General features: G+C 61.4%; 15 protein-coding genes, 3 tRNA genes and 3 rRNA genes. 15 read left to right on the top strand and 6 right to left on the bottom strand.

Annotation, left to right across the window (positions count from 1 at the left end):
• The first annotated feature begins 11 nt into the window (after positions 1-11).
• Positions 12-299, top strand: a complete 288-nt coding sequence (locus B059_RS21490; RefSeq protein ID WP_018078826.1) for an FxDxF family PEP-CTERM protein — start codon at positions 12-14, stop codon at positions 297-299.
• Between the two features lie 66 nt (positions 300-365).
• On the opposite strand, the gene B059_RS0113720 is transcribed toward B059_RS21490, so the two are convergent.
• Positions 366-1028, bottom strand: coding sequence for a GNAT family N-acetyltransferase (locus B059_RS0113720; RefSeq protein WP_018078825.1), 663 nt, complete (start codon positions 1026-1028; stop codon positions 366-368).
• Positions 1029-1085: 57 nt separating this feature from the next.
• Between B059_RS0113720 and B059_RS0113715 the strand changes: the two genes are divergently transcribed.
• The 6 genes from B059_RS0113715 to B059_RS0113690 are packed head-to-tail and all read left to right on the top strand — an operon-like array spanning position 1086 to position 6870.
• A complete protein-coding gene (locus tag B059_RS0113715; protein WP_018078824.1) occupies positions 1086-2753 on the top strand; it encodes a DUF2341 domain-containing protein in 1668 nt (555 codons plus the stop codon).
• Between the two features lie 10 nt (positions 2754-2763).
• Complete coding sequence (locus tag B059_RS0113710) at positions 2764-3171, top strand: ExbD/TolR family protein (RefSeq protein ID WP_018078823.1); 408 nt, start codon at positions 2764-2766, stop codon at positions 3169-3171.
• Between the two features lie 2 nt (positions 3172-3173).
• Positions 3174-3836: an energy transducer TonB gene (locus tag B059_RS0113705; RefSeq protein WP_018078822.1), complete on the top strand. Its 663-nt coding sequence runs from the start codon at positions 3174-3176 to the stop codon at positions 3834-3836.
• A gap of 19 nt (positions 3837-3855) precedes the next feature.
• Positions 3856-5439 carry a putative porin gene (locus B059_RS0113700; protein ID WP_026177528.1) on the top strand — a complete coding sequence of 528 codons (1584 nt, stop codon included), beginning with the start codon at positions 3856-3858 and terminating at the stop codon, positions 5437-5439.
• Positions 5426-6232: an ankyrin repeat domain-containing protein gene (locus B059_RS0113695; protein WP_018078820.1), complete on the top strand. Its 807-nt coding sequence runs from the start codon at positions 5426-5428 to the stop codon at positions 6230-6232. The genes B059_RS0113700 and B059_RS0113695 overlap by 14 nt, the downstream gene beginning before the upstream one ends.
• Positions 6232-6870 (top strand): hypothetical protein, encoded by a 639-nt coding sequence (locus B059_RS0113690; protein WP_038058849.1) that lies wholly within the window; start codon positions 6232-6234, stop codon positions 6868-6870. Before B059_RS0113695 ends, B059_RS0113690 begins: the two co-directional genes overlap by 1 nt.
• Before the next feature lie 155 nt (positions 6871-7025).
• Here the strand turns inward: B059_RS0113690 and recJ are convergent, their stop codons facing one another.
• Positions 7026-8765, bottom strand: coding sequence for a single-stranded-DNA-specific exonuclease RecJ (recJ, locus tag B059_RS0113685; protein ID WP_018078818.1), 1740 nt, complete (start codon positions 8763-8765; stop codon positions 7026-7028).
• 103 nt (positions 8766-8868) lie between these two features.
• Between recJ and B059_RS0113680 the strand changes: the two genes are divergently transcribed.
• Both B059_RS0113680 and B059_RS21485 read left to right on the top strand, forming a co-directional pair.
• Positions 8869-10332 carry a 2Fe-2S iron-sulfur cluster-binding protein gene (locus tag B059_RS0113680; RefSeq protein ID WP_038058848.1) on the top strand — a complete coding sequence of 488 codons (1464 nt, stop codon included), beginning with the start codon at positions 8869-8871 and terminating at the stop codon, positions 10330-10332.
• 141 nt (positions 10333-10473) lie between these two features.
• Positions 10474-10923 carry a hypothetical protein gene (locus tag B059_RS21485; RefSeq protein ID WP_018078816.1) on the top strand — a complete coding sequence of 150 codons (450 nt, stop codon included), beginning with the start codon at positions 10474-10476 and terminating at the stop codon, positions 10921-10923.
• Here B059_RS21485 and B059_RS0113670 read toward each other — a convergent pair.
• The 4 genes from B059_RS0113670 to B059_RS0113655 all read right to left on the bottom strand — a co-directional run bounded on the left by B059_RS0113670 (position 10905) and on the right by B059_RS0113655 (position 13965).
• Positions 10905-11180, bottom strand: coding sequence for a hypothetical protein (locus B059_RS0113670; RefSeq protein WP_018078815.1), 276 nt, complete (start codon positions 11178-11180; stop codon positions 10905-10907). The genes B059_RS21485 and B059_RS0113670 overlap by 19 nt on opposite strands.
• Before the next feature lie 56 nt (positions 11181-11236).
• The gene (locus B059_RS0113665; protein WP_018078814.1) at positions 11237-12139 is read right to left on the bottom strand and encodes a hypothetical protein; all 903 of its coding nucleotides are present in this window, start codon (positions 12137-12139) and stop codon (positions 11237-11239) included.
• Positions 12139-12711, bottom strand: a complete 573-nt coding sequence (locus B059_RS0113660) for a LemA family protein (RefSeq protein WP_018078813.1) — start codon at positions 12709-12711, stop codon at positions 12139-12141. The genes B059_RS0113665 and B059_RS0113660 overlap by 1 nt, the downstream gene beginning before the upstream one ends.
• A gap of 66 nt (positions 12712-12777) precedes the next feature.
• Positions 12778-13965: an iron-containing alcohol dehydrogenase gene (locus B059_RS0113655; protein WP_018078812.1), complete on the bottom strand. Its 1188-nt coding sequence runs from the start codon at positions 13963-13965 to the stop codon at positions 12778-12780.
• A gap of 300 nt (positions 13966-14265) precedes the next feature.
• On the opposite strand from B059_RS0113655, the gene B059_RS0113650 reads away from it, so the two are divergent.
• From B059_RS0113650 to rrf, 6 genes are all read left to right on the top strand, one after another.
• Positions 14266-14342: transfer RNA gene (locus tag B059_RS0113650), tRNA-Met, on the top strand.
• Positions 14343-14606: 264 nt separating this feature from the next.
• Positions 14607-16141 (top strand): 16S ribosomal RNA (locus B059_RS0113645).
• 77 nt (positions 16142-16218) lie between these two features.
• Positions 16219-16295, top strand: a tRNA-Ile gene (locus B059_RS0113640).
• Positions 16296-16377: 82 nt separating this feature from the next.
• A tRNA-Ala gene (locus tag B059_RS0113635) sits at positions 16378-16453 on the top strand.
• A gap of 284 nt (positions 16454-16737) precedes the next feature.
• Positions 16738-19623 (top strand): 23S ribosomal RNA (locus B059_RS0113630).
• Between the two features lie 196 nt (positions 19624-19819).
• A 5S ribosomal RNA gene (gene rrf / locus B059_RS0113625) occupies positions 19820-19932 on the top strand.
• The 16S, 23S and 5S rRNA genes sit together here with 3 tRNA genes alongside, the layout of an rRNA operon.
• Positions 19933-19992: the final 60 nt, after the last annotated feature.

Below are 19992 nucleotides of genomic sequence, written 5' to 3'. Positions count from 1 at the left end.
ATCGGCGGCGCATGCTTGCCTTCATCGGCCTGGAGCGCACGACCAAGGGCGCGGTGGCGGTGTACGACATCACTGATCCGGCCAGCGCCAGCTTCGTTGACATGATCGTGACCGATGGCGACGTGGCGCCGGAAGGCATCAAGGCCTTCTTCATGGACGGCAAGTACTACCTGGCCATCGCCAACGAGGTTTCCAATACCACCACGCTCTACAGCATGACGCCGGTTCCCGAGCCGGAAACCTACGCCATGCTGCTAGCCGGCCCGGGACTGGTCGGCTTCATGGCGCGGCGCGCCTGATCCGTCGGCCGCGCACGGAAAAGCCTGCCGCATGGCGGGTTTTTTCGCTACCAGGCGGCGGGTGCTTCACAGGTCGAGGCTGGCGATCTTCATCCAGTCGCCTTCGGTACTGTCGGAAATCGCGAACCCGAACCCCCGGACGAACTGGAGCATGTCGCGATTGCTCGCGAGGATGCGCCCATGGATCTTCTGCAGGCCCTGCGCCTTCGCGCAGCCGAGCAGCGCGTCGATCAGGCGATGGCCGACGCCGTGGTGGCTCCAGGTGTCGGCGACGACGATGACGAACTCGCAGCTGGTGCGGTCGGGCTGGATCACATAGCGGGCGGAGCCGACGACCTGCTCTCCGCACGCTGTCGGCGTCAGGACGACGAGGTGCGTTCCCTCGTCATGGTGCAAGCGGCAGTATCTCAGCGTTTCATCCAGCCCCGGGTCGTAGTCGCCACTCCCGAAGCGGAAGTAGCGCGCCGCGACGGACAGGCCCCTGACGAACGCAATGAGTTTTTCAGCATCCGATTCTTCCAGGCGCCGCAATGTCAGGGCGGAACCGTCTTCTGTTTTCCAGGCTTCAGGCAAATCCATGAGTTCTTCTCCCTGCCGGCGGGGTTGCGGGGCGGAAACGTCTTTCATGCCGCTGCGCGCTGCGGCCGGCGATTCTAACGAATGATGAACGGTATCCGTACGCCCAGGCAAGCGCGCGGCATGGCCCGTTCGGGCCATGCCGATGTCCATGCTCTGTCATCGCCGGCCCGGATAATCCGGCGCTTGATTCATGCTGGCTGAATACCCATGCGCGTCCTTGCTGTTGCGATTGCCCTGCTGCTTTCCCTGTTTTCCGCGGCCAGCCATGCCTGGTGGAACGAGGACTGGAGTGCGCGCAAGAAAATCACCTTGACCCATCCGGCCGGCGAGGTCGCCGATGCGCCGGTGCTGATCCGACTGCACACCGGCAATTTCGATTTCCTTGCGTCCAACGAGGACGGCAGCGACCTGCGTGTGGTGGCCGGCGACGACGCCAGCGAACTCAAGTTCCACATCGAGAAATGGGATGGCCTGAACCAGCTCGCGCTGGTCTGGGTGAAGGTGCCGAAGCTTGCGGCACGCACCGAGGCCTGGCTGTATTTCGGCAATCCGGAAGCGCCGCCGGCGTCCGACGCCCGTGGCAGCTACGATGCCGCGTCGGCGGTGTATCACTTCAACGAGCCGGCCGGCAATCCGGCCGACAGCGGGCCGAATGCGCTCAGCGCGACGTCCTTCACCGGTACCCGTATCGCTGCCTCGTTCGCCAACGGCGGCGCCAAATTCGACGCCACGCAAAACCTAACGCTGCCGGCCGTGCCGGCCAACGGCGGCTGGAGCGCCTCGATGTGGCTGAAGCCGGCCGCGCTCGACGGTGCGCTGATGCAGGCCGGTGGATTTTCGGTCGCGCTGGCGGGCGGTATCCTGAACGTGCAGGCGGGCACGGCGAGCGTGGCCAGTCCGGCACCGCTGGTCGACGGCAAATGGCAGCACCTGGCGGTGGTCGTCGAGGGCGGCACGCTCAGGCTGTACGTGGACGGCAAACCGGCCGGCGAGGCGGCCGGCGCGGCGGCGCCTGCGGGGCGGCTGACGCTCGGCAACGGCTACATCGGCGAAGCCGACGAAATCCAGCTCGCCGGCGCGGCGCGGCCGGCCGCCTGGATTGCGGTCGCGGCGGCGCAGGGGCCGGAGGGCACGCTGGTCGCGCTGGGTGAGGACGAGGGCAGCGAGAGCGGCGGCGGCGGCATCTGGGGCACGCTGTTCCAGGCGCTCACGCTCGACGGCTGGGTCGCCATCGGCGTGCTCGCCGTGATGCTGGTGGTCGCGGTATGGGTGATGATCGCCAAGGCGCTGTACGTGAACAAGGTGGATCGCGCCAACCGGGCCTTCCTTGACACGTTCCGCGAGCTGTCGTCCGACCTCGGCGCGCTCGACAAGTCGAGCCGGATGGCGGATGCGTTCAGGCATTCCTCGCTGTATCGCCTGTACCACATCGCCGCGCAGGAGCTTGCCCACCGCTTTCCCGACACCGATGCCAGCCACCTCGCGGAGCAGGACAAGAACCTCTCGCCGCAGGCGCTGGATTCGATCCGCGCCAGCCTCGACACCGGCCTGGTGCGCGAATCGGGCCTGCTCACCCGCCTGATGGTGCTGCTCACCATCGCGATTTCCGGCGGCCCCTTCATCGGCCTGCTGGGCACGGTGCTGGGGGTGATGATCACCTTCGCCGTCATCGCCGCCACCGGCGACGTCAACGTCAACGCCATCGCGCCCGGTATCGCGGCGGCGCTGATGGCCACTGCGGCCGGCATGGCAGTCGCGATCCCGGCGCTGTTCGGCTACAACTATCTCAACTCGCGCATCAAGACGGTGACGTCCGATATGCGGGTCTTCATCGACGAGCTGGTGACCAAGCTCGCCGAGAACTACTCGCGCTGAGAAAAGCAAGATGGCCAGCGCACACGAGGACGACAAGCCCTACGACGAGATCAACATCACGCCGATGCTCGATCTGGCGTACGTGCTGCTCGTCATCTTCATCATCATGACCACGGCCGCGGTGCAGGGCATCCAGGTCAACCTGCCCAAGGCCTCCGACACGCCCAGCCTGGCCAAACCCAAGACCAAGGCGATCACGATCAGCGACAGCGGCCAGGTCTACCTCGACACCTATCCGGTCACGCTCGACGAGCTGCGCACCCAGCTCGCGGCGGCCAAGACGGCCACGCCCGACCTGCCGGTGGTGGTCAAGGGCGACACGGTGGTGCAGTACGGCAAGGTGATGGAGGTGCTCGACCTGCTGGGACAGGTGGGCATCACGCAGATGGGTCTGGTGACCCAGAAGCTCGCGAAATAGGCATGGAGGAGAACACGCGCAAGCCGGCCTGGGTGCGCTGGAGCGCAGTGGCCGCAGGCCTGGCTGCCGCCGTGCTGATCGCGCTGTGGCTGAAGGACATACTGACGCCGAAAGGCCCGGTGCAAAAAATGAAGGTTCAGCAGATCACTCTGGTGCGTCCGCCGCCACCTCCGCCCCCGCCGCCGCCCGAGCAGAAACCGCCCGAGCCGGAAATCAAGGAAGAGGTGAAGCTGGATCAGCCGGAGCCGGTGCCGGACGAGCCGCAGCAGGCGGATGCGCCGCCGCCGGATGGCATCGCGGAGGGCCCGGCCGGCGGCATGGCGACCGACATCGCGCGCGGTGTACCCACGCTGCCGGGAAGTGGCGGCCCGAAAGGCAACCCGTGGGCCTGGTACGACGCGCTGGTGAACGATGCGGTGAATTCGGCGTTTCAGGCCGCACTGGCGCGCGAGAAAGCACTCAAGAACAAGAACTACAAGGTGGTCGTGAAGGTGTGGATCGACGGCGGCGGCCAGGTGACGCGCACCGCGCTGGTGGACAGTACCGGCGATGCCCATGCGGACGAGGTGCTGAGGGAGGCGTTGAAAGGGATGCGCGCCCTGCGCGACGGTCCACCGGCAGACATGCCGCAACCGATGAAAATCCGCGTGATTTCACGCGCCTGAGAGTGGACAAGAGAACGCTATGACGATGCGAAGAAAATGGTTGGCGCTGGCCGTGGCGGCAGCGTGTTCGGGTGGCGCCATGGCGGCGCCGGACGACGAGCGCGCGAAAGTCGAGATGCTGCACGAAACCACGCTGAGCCTGATCCAGCTGCTGGTGGAGCAGGGCGTACTTAAGCAGGAAGCCGCCGACGCGATGCTGAAGAAGGCGCAGCAGCAGGCTGCCGAAAAAACCGCGCAGGCCAGGGCTGCCGAGACGGAAGCCGGCAAGGCCGAGGCTGGCAAGGACGTGGTGCGCGTGGTGTACGTGCCCGAAACCGTCAAACGCGAAATCCGCGAACAGGTGCGCCAGGAAGTCGTTGCGCAGGCCAAGCAGGAACGCTGGGGCGATGTCAACGCGGTGCCTGAATGGCTTGACCGCCTGAAGTGGGAGGGCGACATTCGTCTGCGCTACCAGGGCGACCTGTTCGCCGACGGCAACGCGCCGGAATACTCCTTTCAGACCGCCGGCCAGGCGATCGGCAACACTACCGAAGATCGTCAGCGCGAACGCCTGCGCATGCGGCTGGGCTTGAACGCCAACGTCGCATCGGGCGTCGACGCCGGCATCCGCATCACCACCGGCAATACCACCGACCCGGTGTCGACCAACCAGACGCTCGGCAATACCGGCAACAAATACAGCCTGGCGCTCGACCGCGCCTTCCTCAAGCTGCGTCCGGTGGATGACCTCACGCTGTGGGGCGGGCGCATCCCCAATCCCTTCTTCTCGACCGATCTGGTGTGGGACGAGGATCTCAATTTCGAGGGCGCCGCGGTCAGCTACGCGCCGGGTGCGCTGGACCCGCAGCGCGTGTTCAAGCCCTTCGTCACCGCGGGCGTGTTTCCCCTGCAGGAAGTCGAACAGAGCCTGGGCGTCAAGGCCAAGGATAAATGGCTCTACGGCGCACAGGTCGGACTGGAATGGGCGCCGAGCACGCGCGCACGCTTCAAGGCCGGGGCCGGCTATTACGACTACCGCAATATCAGCGGGGTCGCGAACCAGGCACTGCACGATATCCAGTTCAACCAGGCCGCGCCGCAATTCCGGCAAAAGGGCAACAGCCTGTTCAACATCGACAACGACGGCAACGTCAATACCAATCTGTGGGCGCTGGCGGCGGATTATCAGATCGCCAACCTCACGCTGGTCGCCGATTTCGCCGAATTCTTCCCCATCCACATCATCGGCAGCTTCGACTGGGCGCGCAACGTCGGTTTCGACCAGGGCAAGATCCTGGCCCGTTCGGGGCAGGCCATCGAGGAGGAGACCGACGGCTACCAGGTCAAGCTGACCATCGGGCATCCGACCTTCAAATACGTCGACGACCACGAGTGGCAGGCTTATATCGGTTACCGCTACCTTGAACGCGATGCGGTGCTGGACGCCTTCACCGATTCCGATTTCCATCTCGGCGGCACCAATGCCAAGGGTTTCATGCTCGGCGGCTCGTATGCGCTGTACAAGAATACCTGGCTGTCGGCGAAGTGGATGTCGTCCGACGAGATCAGCGGTCTGCCGCTTTCCATCGATGTGTTCCAGCTCGACCTCAATGCAAGGTTCTAAAGTCTTTTTCCTGCTGCTGGCGCTGGCGCCAGTTGTCGCCGCCAGCCAGCCGTTGACCGACGGCGAACTGGGCTGGCTGGTCACCGAATCGGCCGAACGTCCGCCGCGCGAGGCGCGCCTGCGGGTGGCGCCCGAGCGTTTCGCCGCCATCGCGGCCGACGGCAATGCCGTGCTGCCGAAAGAACAGTCGGGCGACGAAGCGAAGCTGATGGACGCCACCCGGCGCGGCGACATCGAGGCCGTGCGCCGATTGCTCAAGACGGGCGCCAATCCCAATATCGGCGACATCTGGCGCGATGCGCCGTTGCTGGAGGTGGTGCGTCAGGGCAATCTGGAACTCGCCCAGGTTCTGCTCGATGCAGGTGCGACACCGAACATCAAGGGCCGCGGCTACGTGCCGCTGGGGCTGGCGGCGAAGAACGGCAACGTGCGGCTGGTCGAGATGCTGCTGCGCGCTGGCGCCATTCCCGACCGCAAGGGCGACGACGGCGACACGCCGCTGCACGTCGCGGCACTGATGGGCCATTCCGCGGTGATCGAGGTGCTGGCGCGCGCCCGGCCGGACTGGCGGCTGTTCAACCGCGAGGGCCTGTCTCCGCTGGCGGTGGCCGCCGCGAACGGCCAGTACGACGCGGCCCGGGCACTTGTTCGCGCGGGTGCGCCGATCGAATGGGGCGACAAAAAATTTCATCCACCCCTGTGGTGGGCCTTTTCTGTCGGCGATCTGGACATGGCCCGGCTTCTGCTCAGTCTCGGCGCGATGCCCGGACAGATGCCGGTGGGGACACTCTAATGAAACGACCTATTCTGACTGCGATCCTGGTGGCCATGGTTGCCACACCCGTGTGGGCCGCAAAGAACGAAAATCGCGAAAAGCAGATGCTGCGTCGCATGCAGCAGCAGATGCAGCAACTCGACCAGGCGCGCGCGCTGGCCGAGCAGGAAAAGGCGGCAGCGCTGGCCGACAAGGACATACTGGAACGCGAGGTGGAGACACTGCGCGTCAGCAAGCGGCAGCTGGCCGGCGAACGTGCGGCGCGTGGCCGGCTGGAAGGCGGACTGAAAGCGGCGCAAGCGGAAACGGAGGCGCTGAAGACGAAGCTGGCTGACACCGAAAAACAGCTGGCTGACAGCCTGGCCGTGCAGCGCGCCACTGCGCAGACGTTCGCCCAGGCTGAGTCCGCCAGGAAACGGGCGGAAGGCGATCTGTCAGGCAAGACGCAGGAGCTGCAGGTTTGCCAGGGCCACAACGGCCAGCTCTATGGCCTGGGCCGCGAGATGATGCAGAAGTATCGCGACAAATCCTGTCAGGATGCACTGGCGCAGACCGAGCCTTTCACCGGGCTGAAGCGGGTTGAGGTGGAAAATCTGCTGGAAACCTGGCGCGACCGCCTCGACCGGGAGAAACTCAGCGCCAGCGCGAAACCGTAGGCCGTGAGCGCAGGCATGGGCTGAACGGACCACGCTGGATTGCCTGGTGCCGATAAAAGCTCGTTTGCCGCGCGCAGAATGAGCGTGCCCTGACACATCGTGGCAGGCACGGATGGGCAAGGTTTTTCTCAGCGCAGTCCCTTCGGCGGGATGCTTCACTCCGCCCCTTTTTTGTCCCCTTCGCCGTCTGCCGCTTCCCAGTGTTGCAGCTTCAGCTGCAGCGAACACTGGCCATTGAATGTGTTGGGCATCAGCGCGTAGACGGCGCGGATACGTTCCGGCAGTGGCTCGGGGTGGAAGAAGTGCATTGCTTCGAACTGTTCGCCTTCGCGCGCCAGCTTGAGTTTCAGGTGCTTCTCGCCGACGACGCGCTGCGCCACGACGTCGAAAGTGGCGCTGAACAGCGGGGCGGGGAAGCCCTGCCCCCAGACTGCGTGGTCGAGCTGCTCGGCAAATTCGTAGCGGTGCTCGGCGAGTTCCAGTTCGCCGTCGGTTTCGATCACCCCCTCCAGATCGGCCGGGTCGATCAGTTCGCGCACGACCGCTTCGAAGGCCAATCCGAATTCCGCGTGGCGACCGGCGGGAAGGCTGAGCCCGGCCGCCATGGCGTGGCCGCCGAATTTGATGATCAGGCCGGGGTGACGTTTGTCGACCAGGTCGAGCGCGTCGCGCAGATGTAGGCCGGGGATGGAGCGGCCGGAGCCCTTGAGCTCACCGTTCTCGCTGGCCGCCAGCACGATGGTCGGGCGGTGGAACTTGTCCTTCAGGCGCGATGCCAGAATGCCGATGACGCCGACGTGCCAATCGGCTTGCCAGGCGGTGAGACTGACGGCATCGGCCGGCCGGAAACCGTCCAGGATGGCGAGCGCCTCGTCCTGCATGCTGGCTTCGATGCTGCGGCGCTCGCGGTTGAGCGTGTCGAGCTGCTGCGCCAGCTGCTGGGCGGTGGCAGGATCGTCGGTCAGCAGGCATTCGATGCCGAGCGCCATGTCGTCGATGCGGCCGGCGGCATTGAGCCTGGGGCCGAGCATGAAGCCGAGGTCGAACACGGTGGCGCGCGCGGGTTCGCGCCCGGCGGCGCGGAACAGCGCGTTGACGCCGGCGCTGGCCTTGCCTGCGCGCATTCGCGCCAGGCCCTGCTCGACCAGGGTGCGGTTGTTGGCATCGAGCTTCACTACGTCGGCAACGGTGCCGAGCGCGACCAGGTCGAGCAGGCTGCGCAGATCCGGCTCGGCTTTTTCTGCATACGTGCCGCGCCGGCGCAGTTCGGCGCGCAGCGCCAGCAGCACGTAGAACATCACCCCCACCCCAGCCAGGTTTTTAGACGCGAAGCCGCATCCCGGCTGGTTGGGGTTGACGATGCAGGCGGCGTCCGGCAGCGTGTCGCCGGGCAGGTGGTGGTCGGTGACCAGCACCGGAATGCCGAGCGCGTTGGCCGCCGCCACGCCTTCGACCGCCGCGATGCCGTTGTCGACCGTGACGAGCAGATCGGGCCGGCGCTTGTCCCCGAACGGGGGCTCGGCGGCGAGCCTGACGATGTCGGGGGTGAGGCCGTAGCCATGTTCGAGCCGGTTGGGCACTAGGTACGCGACGCGCGCGCCGAGCAGGGTGAGGCCACGCACGCCGACCGCGCAGGCGGTGGCGCCGTCAGCGTCGTAGTCGGCGACGATGAGCAGGCGTTTGTTGTCGCGGATGGCGTCGGCCAGCAGCGTGGCGGCACGCTCGATGTGCAGCAGCCCGGCCGGCGGCAGCAGCTGCGGCAGGCGGTGCGCAACCTGCTCGGGATGGGTGACGCCGCGGGCGGCATACAGCCGTGCCCAGGCGGGCGCGAGGCCGGCCTGCTCGAGCGCGGCACGGGCATCGGCGGGACAGGGGCGGGTGGTGATGACAGGCATGATGCGATTGTATGGTCAGAAGCATCCGTCCGATGTGATCGCGGATCCGGAATCGGGTGGACTGCCGATTCTATATATCAGGCGCTCGCGGTAACATCACGTCATGAGCCATTTACTTCCGCTATCCCGGGTGGTCAAGCTGGTCGGGCAGCCGCGCCACGCGTTGCAGGAAATGATCCGCGACGGCACGCTGGCGACGTTTGACGGCATGGTCGAACTCGACGAGTTGCTGCGTGCGTTTCCCGAGGTGAAATGGGACGACGATGCGGAGTTCCGCCGGGTGACGGAAATCAAGGACAGGGCGTTCGCCAAGCGGGTGCTCGAGCGCGCGCTGCCGGACAAGGACGTGCTGGCGGCACGCTTGACCGAACTGGGCGACGATTACGCGGCGGCAAAATCCCTGCTGCTGCATTACGGCAACGTGATGCTCTGGCTGGACGAGAAGATCGACGAAATCGAAGAAGACAAAAGCGCCGAGACGCGCCATGCCCTGCACACCCTGCGCGCGTTCCTGCTGCGCAATCTGGCCGAAATGCCGGCGGATGCGGTGCTGGCGCAGGCAGCGATCGCACAGGAAAGGATACGTAAAATCATGTCAGCCCACGTCACCATCCAGCCAAGCGGCCACGAATTTTTTGTGGAGGGCAACGACACGCTGCTCGATGCCGCGTTGCGCAACGGGGTCTCGCTCAACTATGGCTGCAGCAACGGCAACTGCGGCGACTGCAAGGCGCGGCTGGTGTCGGGCGAAGTGAAAAAAGTCCGCGCGCATGATTATGTGCTGAAGCAGGCCGACAAAGACGCCGGGGCGATCCTGTTGTGCGCCTATGCGCCGGTGAACGACGTGGTGATCGAGGCCAATGTGGCGGGCGCGCACGACATTCCGATGCAGCGGCTCAGCGCCAAGGTCAAGTCGGTGGAAGCGTTCAATTCGCAGATCGCAGCGCTGCATATCCTGACGCCGCGCAGCCAGCGCCTGCGGTATCTCGGCGGGCAAAGCATCGAGGTGTCGATCGATGGCGTGCGCGGGCGCTACGCCATTGCCAGTTGCCCGTGCGAAGACCGCAACATCGAACTGCAGATTCCGCGTCGCCCCGGCGATGCGTTCGCCGAGGCCGTGTTCACCACTCTGAAAGCCGGCGACGCGGTGACGCTGGAAGGGCCGTTCGGCGAGTTCGTGCTGGACGAGGATTCGCCGCGGCCGGCGATTTTCCTCGCTTTCGGCGTAGGCTTCGCGCCGATCAAGAGCCTGATCCAGCACGCCATGTCGCTGGAACTGGTCGAATCGATGGATCTGCACTGGCTGGCCGATGCAGCCGGGCATTATCAGGATAACCTGTGCCGCACTTGGGCCGATGCACTGGACGATTTCAACTACGTGCCGCACGCGCCGACCGACGATCTGGAAAGTGTGCTGAAAAGCATCGTGGTGGATTACCCCGATCTGCATCGCTTCGACGTCTATGCGGCGGGCACCGCGGCGCAGCTGGAACAGGCGCGCGCGCATTTTGTGCGCCATGGCTTGCCGGAGGTGCGCTGGTTTGCGGGGGCGACGGATATTTATTGAGTCGGCGCGGATGAATGCGGGGGCGTCAACAGGCGGAACGATCCCGCACTGCGTTGCGACCAGGATTCGCGCCGGTACGATGAACGGCCGGACGAGGCGGCGATCGGGCCGGCATTCGCATTTCCGAATGCGACTCCGGTAATGCTGAAGGTCTTGTTTTACCTGTGGGCGTTGCCGGTGACGCTGCTCGGCATGCTGGTTGCGCTGATCGCGCGCAGCAGCGGCGGCGCGCTGCATCGGGTCGACGGCGTGCTGGAGGCCGCCGGCGGCTGGCCGGCGCGGGTGCTGCAGCGCGGCTTCCCTTTCAGCGGACCGGTTGCCGCGATGACCCTGGGGCATGTGGTGGTCGGGGTGTCGCTGGCCGCCTTGACTGCGACCCGGGCTCACGAGCGGGCGCATGTCAGGCAGTTCGAACGCTGGGGAATATTGCTGCTGGTGCTGTATCCGCTGGCTGGGTTGCTCGCCTGGATGCGCGGCGGCAACCCTTACCGCGACAACACGTTTGAATGTGAGGCGCGAGCGGCGGAGTGCGCTGCGCGGAATGCCCTGGAACAGCCGGCCTCAGCCGGAATTCACTCTACCGGGCGGTGAGATTCATCGCCCGGATCGCCGGTGTCGGGGTCGATCCAGTCCGAGATCCCCAATTCATCCTCGGCTTCTGTCACGGTCTCGCCGGGCTCATAGTCGCTGTCGGCGTTGTATTCCATATCCTGCACCGCTTCCAGCAGACTACTGAAAGGACCGTATTCTTCGCCGCTTTCGGCATCGATCCAATAGCAGCCATCGGGCCGCTCGATGATGCGGGTGTGGTCGTAGTCGGCGGGTGTTTCGGGTATGGCGTGTTTCATGATGCATCCTCCGTACCCTGACTATAGGGCGTGGGGCCGGGCAGGGCAAGCGGTACTCAGGCCGTGTGTCCGATCAGTGCCAGCCCCAGCAGCGCGGCCATCATCAGCGCCAGATGGGCCCAGCTCCACAGGCGGAAATGCCGCACCAGCAAGCCGGCCTCGCGGTTGGCGATTAGGAACGGGCGGCCATGTGCAGGCCGGCGCATGAGGTGGATGCCGTCTTGCAGGCGGATGTCGAGATGGGCGCGGTCGACTTCGCCGGATGCAGCCTGGCGCGCGCATTCCCATTCCGCCAGGCTGATTTCGCCGTCGCGGTCGGCATCGAAACGCGCCAGCAGGGCGGCTTTATCCTGCTTCCATTCGGCCAGCAGCGTGGCAAGGTCCATTTTTTTGTCGAGCACGGCGTTGGGGCCGCCGAGGGTGACATGCTCGCCGACGACATAAATCGTCTCGCCTTCAATCAAGGTCCATTCGGTCTTGCGGTAGCCGCCAGACGTTGCAACCTGCTTGCGCGAGGTGCGGATTTCCGCGCCGTCGGGGTCGACCAGCACGTGGCCGCTGCCATCGTCCACGCCAAAGGTATCGTGCGACGCGCCGGATTCGACGTGTTCCCAGCGGTCGCCGTTTTTGCGTTCGATGCGGTAGCGGTACCACAGGCAGGGCAGTCCGCTGACCGGGCTGACCAGGCCGGCGCCGGGCGGCTGCCAGCCGCGCCCGACGAGTTCGATGTAGCCTTGTGGCGCCGAGACGATGCGCGAGGTCGGCGTATCCGACACGGTCCGATGGCGCTTGAGATTGGCATACCACGCCCAGCAGCTGGTCAGCCCGATCAGCACCAGGGTGATTTGCCAGCCGGCACGCGATTGCAGCTTGAGACCGAGCAGCAGAATGAGCAGATTGCCGCCGCCCAGCGCGAGGTTGGCGTAGTCGTGCCGCCATTCGGGCACCCAGCGAAACATCAGGGGTTGAACAGCTGTTTGAGGTCGACGTCTTTTTTCTCCGCGCCGGCAAAGCGCAGCAGCGGAAACTGGCGGAAGCCGAACAGGCGCGCGACGACGGTGTCGGGAAATTGTTCGACGCGCACGTTGTTGACGTTGACCGAATCGTTGTAGAACTCGCGGCGGTCGGCGATCGCGTTCTCCAGGCCGGTGATGCGCGCCTGCAGATGCTGGAAGGTTTCGTTGGTTTTCAGCTCGGGATAGGCCTCGGCGACGGCGAACAGATTGCCGAGGCCGAGTCGCAGGGTGCCCTCGGCCTGCCCCAGTGCGGCAATGTTGTGGGATTCACGTGCACTCGCCACCTGGTTGCGTGCCTGCATCACCTTTTCCAGCGTCTCCTGCTCGAACTGCATGTATTGCTTGCAGGTCTCGACCAGCTTGGGTAGCTCGTCGTGACGCTGTTTGAGCAGGATATCGATGTTCGACCATGCCTTGCCGACGTTATGTTTCAAGGCGACCAGTTGGTTGAAGACGAACACGCCGAAGACGGCGAGCAGTGCAAGCACGATGAGAAAAACCAAGCCGCCGGACATGATGCGCTCCAGAAATTGAGTCGCACAAATAGCGGATGATGCGGGTTTAACTTGAGTGGGTCACCGTCAGATGCGTGCGGCCAGGATGGCCGCGATTTCGTCATCGTCGAGCCGGAGCGGGTTGGTTTTCATGCTGCTGCCACGGCTGTCGGCGACGATGCGCGGGATATCTGCGTGTTGCACGCCGTAATGCGCCAATGACGACAGCTTGAGTTCGCGCGTCCAGGCTTCCAGGGTGTCGATCAGAGCGGCGTGCGACGCATCCCGCTCCAGTTTCCCCTGTCTGCTTAGCAGACGACCCACCTGTGCGTATTTTTCCAGCGCCGGATGCGCGGGTTCGCGTGCGCGCAGGGCTTCGATATTGATGCGCGTGGCCGTCGCCACCAGCGTGCCGCACGCGACACCATGCGGAATCGGGAAAAACGCCCCCAGCGGTGCGGCCAGGCCATGTACCGAGCCGAGCCCGGCCTGCGCCAGCGTGATGCCCGACACCAGCGCCGCATACGCCATCCGTGCGCGCGCCGTCGCGCCGCCGGCGTCGGCATGTAGAGCCAGCAGGCCGTCGCGCGCAGCCTTCATGCCACCCCAGGCGAGTGAATCGGTCAATGGCGAAGCACGGCTGGATACATAGGACTCCAGTAACTGGGTAAAGGCGTCCATGCCGTTGGCCGCGATGACGGCGGGCGGGCAGGTCACCAGCAGATCCGGATCGACCAGGGCGACTTCCGCCACCAACTTCTCGTCGCGAAAGGATTTTTTGAAGCCGCCCACACCTTGTCGGCTCAATACCGCATTCCTGGTCGCTTCCGAACCGGTACCGGCAGTGGTCGGCACGGCAATGAACGGAGTGGCCGGACCAGCATAAGCCAGCTCGGGTCCCACCCCTTCCAGGTGATCCATGACCGAATTGCCGGGCTTGAGCAAGCCGGCAATCGCCTTGGCGGCATCCAGCGCGCTGCCGCCGCCGATACCTATGACTACATGAATGGGCTCCGCCCGCAAGGCGCGTACGGCTTCATCAACCATCTCGGGTGAGGGCTCGCCCGTTATGGTCAGGTGGTGCCATGAAATGTCTTGCGTTTTTAACCCGGTCGCCAGCTTCACCCAGAACGGCGAACGCTCGAGTGAGCCAGCGCCGGTCACCAGCAACGCATATGAGCCATATCGGCTGGCTATCGACGGCAGCCTGGCCAAGACCCCCGAGCCGAACTCGATGCGCGGCAAACGCAACAGGGTGAAATCAGCGATGTGCACAAGCGTTTCCGATGGACAGTGAGGCTTGAATGGTAGCGGTTTTGACGATGGACTGTCTGTCAACCAATCGGTACCGTTATCGCGTGGCAGAAAATGCCGATTTTCCGCTCAGGCCACACCGTCCCTGGTTTTTCACGCAATCCGTCCGGGCAAGGCCGGCCTTCCCAGGGCGCCTGAAAACAGCGGGAATGCCGATCTCCCCGTACCCTGGTTTATTCGGGGTGCGCGTAAGTGTTGACGCGGCCCGGCATGCTTTGCTATAGTTTCGCTTCTCGATTGACGCGGTTTCATTGCGACAGGCGCGGGGTGGAGCAGTCTGGCAGCTCGTCGGGCTCATAACCCGAAGGTCGTAGGTTCAAATCCTGCCCCCGCAACCATTTCGAAATAAGTGTTGACGTTTTATGTAAACCACGTAGAATGCGCACCTCTCGAAACGGCAACGCAGCGAAGGTTGGCGTGCTAATCGATTGATCTTTAACAATTTACAGCCGATAGGTGTGGGTGTTGATGCGGTAGTTGGACTGGTTTTTTATGGTCTGGCAACTAGCATAGATGCTCACACTTGAATCAAGCTCTGTTATTTATTTAGCGGAGCGAGTTTGAGTTGAGCGACAGAAGTATTTGAAGTAATAGCAGGTATTGAACTGAAGAGTTTGATCCTGGCTCAGATTGAACGCTGGCGGAATGCTTTACACATGCAAGTCGAACGGCAGCACGGGTGCTTGCACCTGGTGGCGAGTGGCGAACGGGTGAGTAATGCGTCGGAACGTACCGAGTAATGGGGGATAACGCGGCGAAAGTCGCGCTAATACCGCATACGCCCTGAGGGGGAAAGTGGGGGATCGCAAGACCTCACGTTATTCGAGCGGCCGACGTCTGATTAGCTAGTTGGTGGGGTAATGGCTCACCAAGGCGACGATCAGTAGCGGGTCTGAGAGGATGATCCGTCACACTGGGACTGAGACACGGCCCAGACTCCTACGGGAGGCAGCAGTGGGGAATTTTGGACAATGGGCGAAAGCCTGATCCAGCCATTCCGCGTGAGTGAAGAAGGCCTTCGGGTTGTAAAGCTCTTTCAGCTGGAACGAAACGGTACGCGCTAACATCGTGTGCTAATGACGGTACCAGCAGAAGAAGCACCGGCTAACTACGTGCCAGCAGCCGCGGTAATACGTAGGGTGCGAGCGTTAATCGGAATTACTGGGCGTAAAGCGTGCGCAGGCGGATTATTAAGCAAGACGTGAAATCCCCGGGCTTAACCTGGGAATGGCGTTTTGAACTGGTAGTCTAGAGTGCGTCAGAGGGGGGTGGAATTCCACGTGTAGCAGTGAAATGCGTAGAGATGTGGAGGAACACCAATGGCGAAGGCAGCCCCCTGGGATGACACTGACGCTCATGTACGAAAGCGTGGGTAGCAAACAGGATTAGATACCCTGGTAGTCCACGCCCTAAACGATGTCAACTGGTTGTTGGGGGAGTGAAATCCCTTAGTAACGAAGCTAACGCGTGAAGTTGACCGCCTGGGGAGTACGGTCGCAAGATTAAAACTCAAAGGAATTGACGGGGACCCGCACAAGCGGTGGATGATGTGGATTAATTCGATGCAACGCGAAAAACCTTACCTACCCTTGACATGTCCAGAACCCTGCAGAGATGCGGGGGTGCCCGAAAGGGAATTGGAACACAGGTGCTGCATGGCTGTCGTCAGCTCGTGTCGTGAGATGTTGGGTTAAGTCCCGCAACGAGCGCAACCCTTATCATTAGTTGCTACGCAAGGGCACTCTAATGAGACTGCCGGTGACAAACCGGAGGAAGGTGGGGATGACGTCAAGTCCTCATGGCCCTTATGGGTAGGGCTTCACACGTCATACAATGGTCGGTACAGAGGGTTGCCAAGCCGCGAGGTGGAGCCAATCCCAGAAAGCCGATCGTAGTCCGGATTGTTCTCTGCAACTCGAGAGCATGAAGTCGGAATCGCTAGTAATCGCGGATCAGCATGTCGCGGTGAATACGTTCCCGGGTCTTGTACACACCGCCCGTCACACCATGGGAGTGGAATCTGGCAGAAGTAGGTAGCCTAACCGCAAGGGGGGCGCTTACCACGCTGGGTTTCATGACTGGGGTGAAGTCGTAACAAGGTAGCCGTAGGGGAACCTGCGGCTGGATCACCTCCTTTCTAGAGAAAGCCGCGTCAACACTCACACCTATCGGTTGTTGTTTAGAAATCGTTTCGATTGACGAAACGGTGAAGCCGGGCTTGTAGCTCAGTTGGTTAGAGCACACGCTTGATAAGCGTGGGGTCGGAAGTTCAAGTCTTCCCAGGCCCACCAGTTGAGGGAAGCAAGATGCAGGATACAAGATGCAAGAGAGTAGGTTCTTGATTCTTGGGCCTTGGGTCTTGAATCTGAAAACGGGGGATTAGCTCAGCTGGGAGAGCACCTGCTTTGCAAGCAGGGGGTCGTCGGTTCGATCCCGTCATCCTCCACCAGTCACTAGGAGTTAGGGTCTAGGGGCCAGGGCTGGGATTTGTGTAGTACCTATCAGTGTGAATCGTAAGCAGTGAAGTCGATGACTTTAGTGCTTACGCTTTATGCGTAACGGCTGATCTTTAAAAATTTGGAAGAAGGTGATGCATTTGTGATGAATGCATCAACATGGGTTGAAATTGTATCGACCATTCTGTTGGGCGCCGAGCCTGGTGGAGTGGAAAGCAAACACACCTGTAATGCGAGACTTGATGTGCGCAAGCGTATTGAGTTCTCAAAATTATAGGGTCAAGCGACTAAGTGCATGTGGTGGATGCCTTGGCGACTACAGGCGATGAAGGACGCGTAAGCCTGCGATAAGCTTCGGGGAGCTGGCAATAGAGCTTTGATCCGGAGATTTCCGAATGGGGGAACCCACCCGTAAGGGTACTCCTGGCTGAATACATAGGTCAGGTAGAGCGAACCGAGTGAACTGAAACATCTAAGTAGCTCGAGGAAAAGAAATCAACCGAGATTCCCATAGTAGTGGCGAGCGAATTGGGAAGAGCCTTCATGATTTAGCATTCTTGTTAGTGGAACAGTCTGGAAAGTCTGGCCATAGTGGGTGATAGCCCCGTACGCGAAAACAAGAGTGTGGAACTAGGCATGAGACAAGTAGGGCGGGACACGTGAAATCCTGTCTGAACATGGGGGGACCATCCTCCAAGGCTAAATACTCGTAGTCGACCGATAGTGAACCAGTACCGTGAGGGAAAGGCGAAAAGAACCCCGGGAGGGGAGTGAAATAGATCCTGAAACCGCATGCATACAAACAGTGGGAGCCTCGCAAGGGGTGACTGCGTACCTTTTGTATAATGGGTCAGCGACTTACGTTCCGTTGCGAGCTTAACCGAATAGGGGAGGCGAAGCGAAAGCGAGTCTTAATAGGGCGCATAGTAGCGGGGCGTAGACCCGAAACCGGATGATCTATCCATGGCCAGGATGAAGGTGCGGTAACACGCACTGGAGGTCCGAACCCACTAATGTTGAAAAATTAGGGGATGAGCTGTGGATAGGGGTGAAAGGCTAAACAAATCCGGAGATAGCTGGTTCTCCTCGAAAGCTATTTAGGTAGCGCCTCATGTATCACTCACGGGGGTAGAGCACTGTAATGTTAGTGGGGGCCATTGCGGCTTACTGCGGCATAGCAAACTCCGAATACCGTGAAGTGCGAGCATGGGAGACAGACATCGGGTGCTAACGTCCGGTGTCAAGAGGGAAACAACCCAGACCGACAGCTAAGGTCCCAAATGACGTGCTAAGTGGAAAACGATGTGGGAAGGCATAGACAGCTAGGAAGTTGGCTTAGAAGCAGCCATCCTTTAAAGAAAGCGTAATAGCTCACTAGTCGAGTCGTCCTGCGCGGAAGATGTAACGGGGCTAAGCACGTAACCGAAGCTTCGGATATGCACTTTGTGCATATGGTAGAGGAGCGTTCTGTAAGTCTGCGAAGGTGTCTGGTAATGGATGCTGGAGATATCAGAAGTGCGAATGCTGACATGAGTAGCGATAAAGGGGGTGAAAAGCCCCCTCGCCGAAAACCCAAGGTTTCCTGCGCAACGTTCATCGGCGCAGGGTGAGTCGGCCCCTAAGGTGAGGCAGAGATGCGTAGCTGATGGGAAACGGGTCAAAATTCCCGTACTTTCGTTTACTGCGATGTGGGGACGGAGAAGGTTAGGTGAGCCGGGTGTTGGATGTCCCGGTTTAAGTGAGTAGGCAGATCCCTTAGGCAAATCCGGGGGGTTAATGTCGAGACACGATGACGGTGCTCCATTGGAGCCGAAGTCACTGATACCAAGCTTCCAAGAAAAGCCACTAAGCTTCAGGTAAACGAGAACCGTACCGCAAACCGACACAGGTGGGTAGGATGAGAATTCTAAGGCGCTTGAGAGAACTCGGGTGAAGGAACTCGGCAAATTAGCACCGTAACTTCGGGATAAGGTGCGCCCCGGTAGGTTGTAGTGATTTACTCGCGAAGGCCGATGGGGTTGCAGTGAAATGGTGGCTGCGACTGTTTAATAAAAACACAGCACTCTGCAAACACGAAAGTGGACGTATAGGGTGTGACGCCTGCCCGGTGCCGGAAGGTTAATTGATGGGGTGCAAGCTCTTGATCGAAGCCCCGGTAAACGGCGGCCGTAACTATAACGGTCCTAAGGTAGCGAAATTCCTTGTCGGGTAAGTTCCGACCCGCACGAATGGCGTAACGATGGCCACACTGTCTCCACCCGAGACTCAGCGAAGTTGAAATGTTTGTGAAGATGCAATCTCCCCGCGGCTAGACGGAAAGACCCCATGAACCTTTACTGTAGCTTTGCATTGGACTGTGACGGGACTTGTGTAGGATAGCTGGGAGCCTGTGAAGCGAGGACGCTAGTTCTCGTGGAGGCGACGTTGAAATACCAGCCTGGTGTCGTTGCGGTTCTAACCTAGGTCCCTTATCGGGATCGGGGACCGTGCATGGTGGGCAGTTTGACTGGGGCGGTCTCCTCCCAAAGTGTAACGGAGGAGTACGAAGGTCTTCTAGGTACGGTCGGACATCGTACTGATAGTGCAATGGCATAAGAAGGCTTGACTGCGAGACTGACACGTCGAGCAGGTGCGAAAGCAGGTCATAGTGATCCGGTGGTTCTGTATGGAAGGGCCATCGCTCAACGGATAAAAGGTACTCTGGGGATAACAGGCTGATTCCTCCCAAGAGTTCATATCGACGGGGGAGTTTGGCACCTCGATGTCGGCTCATCACATCCTGGGGCTGTAGCCGGTCCCAAGGGTATGGCTGTTCGCCATTTAAAGTGGTACGTGAGCTGGGTTTAAAACGTCGTGAGACAGTTTGGTCCCTATCTGCCGTGGGCGCTGGATATTTGACGGGGGCTGCTCCTAGTACGAGAGGACCGGAGTGGACGTGCCTCTGGTGTACCGGTTATGACGCCAGTCGTATCGCCGGGTAGCTAAGCACGGAAGAGATAAACGCTGAAAGCATCTAAGCGTGAAACTTGCCTGAAGATAAGATATCCCTTGCACCTTGAGTGCACTGAAGGGTCGTTGAAGACCACAACGTTGATAGGCGGGGTGTGGAAGCGCAGTAATGCGTTAAGCTAACCCGTACTAATTGCCCGTGAGGCTTGATCCTATAATTTTGAGAAGCATGCAGCGTGTGTATGCGATGCGGTCTCAACCCAACAAAACCTTCTTCCAGACGCACCGCGTGATTTGATTCAAGTCAGCGCGGTGTGAACAAGACAGTCGGCTGAGCGGTCGAAAGATCGCAAGGCACCCCGGACAATTCGAATGCGGGATCCAGGAAAACCTCGATCCCCACCCCTTTGTCTGACGACCATAGCAGAGTGGAACCACCCCTTCCCATCCCGAACAGGACGGTGAAACGCTCCCGCGCCAATGATAGTAGGCATTCGCCTGCGAAAGTAGGTCATCGTCAGACTCCTTATCCGTACCAAAAAGGTACAATAAAACCCCCTCATTCAGAGGGGGTTTTTTATTG

The organism is Thiobacillus denitrificans DSM 12475 (assembly GCF_000376425.1).
Lineage (GTDB): Bacteria > Pseudomonadota > Gammaproteobacteria > Burkholderiales > Thiobacillaceae > Thiobacillus > Thiobacillus denitrificans.
This window is presented reverse-complemented; position numbering and strand designations above follow the sequence as displayed.

Coding starts and splice junctions, on each gene's coding strand:
- B059_RS21490 (WP_018078826.1), top strand. CDS start 12: ATGCTTGCCTTCATCGGCCTGGAGCGCACGACCAAGGGCGCGGTGGCG.
- B059_RS0113720 (WP_018078825.1), bottom strand. CDS start 1,028: ATGGACATCGGCATGGCCCGAACGGGCCATGCCGCGCGCTTGCCTGGG.
- B059_RS0113695 (WP_018078820.1), top strand. CDS start 5,426: ATGCAAGGTTCTAAAGTCTTTTTCCTGCTGCTGGCGCTGGCGCCAGTT.
- B059_RS0113670 (WP_018078815.1), bottom strand. CDS start 11,180: ATGAAACACGCCATACCCGAAACACCCGCCGACTACGACCACACCCGC.
- B059_RS0113660 (WP_018078813.1), bottom strand. CDS start 12,711: ATGTCCGGCGGCTTGGTTTTTCTCATCGTGCTTGCACTGCTCGCCGTC.
- B059_RS0113700 (WP_026177528.1), top strand. CDS start 3,856: ATGACGATGCGAAGAAAATGGTTGGCGCTGGCCGTGGCGGCAGCGTGT.
- B059_RS0113705 (WP_018078822.1), top strand. CDS start 3,174: ATGGAGGAGAACACGCGCAAGCCGGCCTGGGTGCGCTGGAGCGCAGTG.
- B059_RS0113710 (WP_018078823.1), top strand. CDS start 2,764: ATGGCCAGCGCACACGAGGACGACAAGCCCTACGACGAGATCAACATC.
- B059_RS0113690 (WP_038058849.1), top strand. CDS start 6,232: ATGAAACGACCTATTCTGACTGCGATCCTGGTGGCCATGGTTGCCACA.
- B059_RS0113665 (WP_018078814.1), bottom strand. CDS start 12,139: ATGTTTCGCTGGGTGCCCGAATGGCGGCACGACTACGCCAACCTCGCG.
- B059_RS0113680 (WP_038058848.1), top strand. CDS start 8,869: ATGAGCCATTTACTTCCGCTATCCCGGGTGGTCAAGCTGGTCGGGCAG.
- B059_RS21485 (WP_018078816.1), top strand. CDS start 10,474: ATGCTGAAGGTCTTGTTTTACCTGTGGGCGTTGCCGGTGACGCTGCTC.
- recJ (WP_018078818.1), bottom strand. CDS start 8,765: ATGCCTGTCATCACCACCCGCCCCTGTCCCGCCGATGCCCGTGCCGCG.
- B059_RS0113715 (WP_018078824.1), top strand. CDS start 1,086: ATGCGCGTCCTTGCTGTTGCGATTGCCCTGCTGCTTTCCCTGTTTTCC.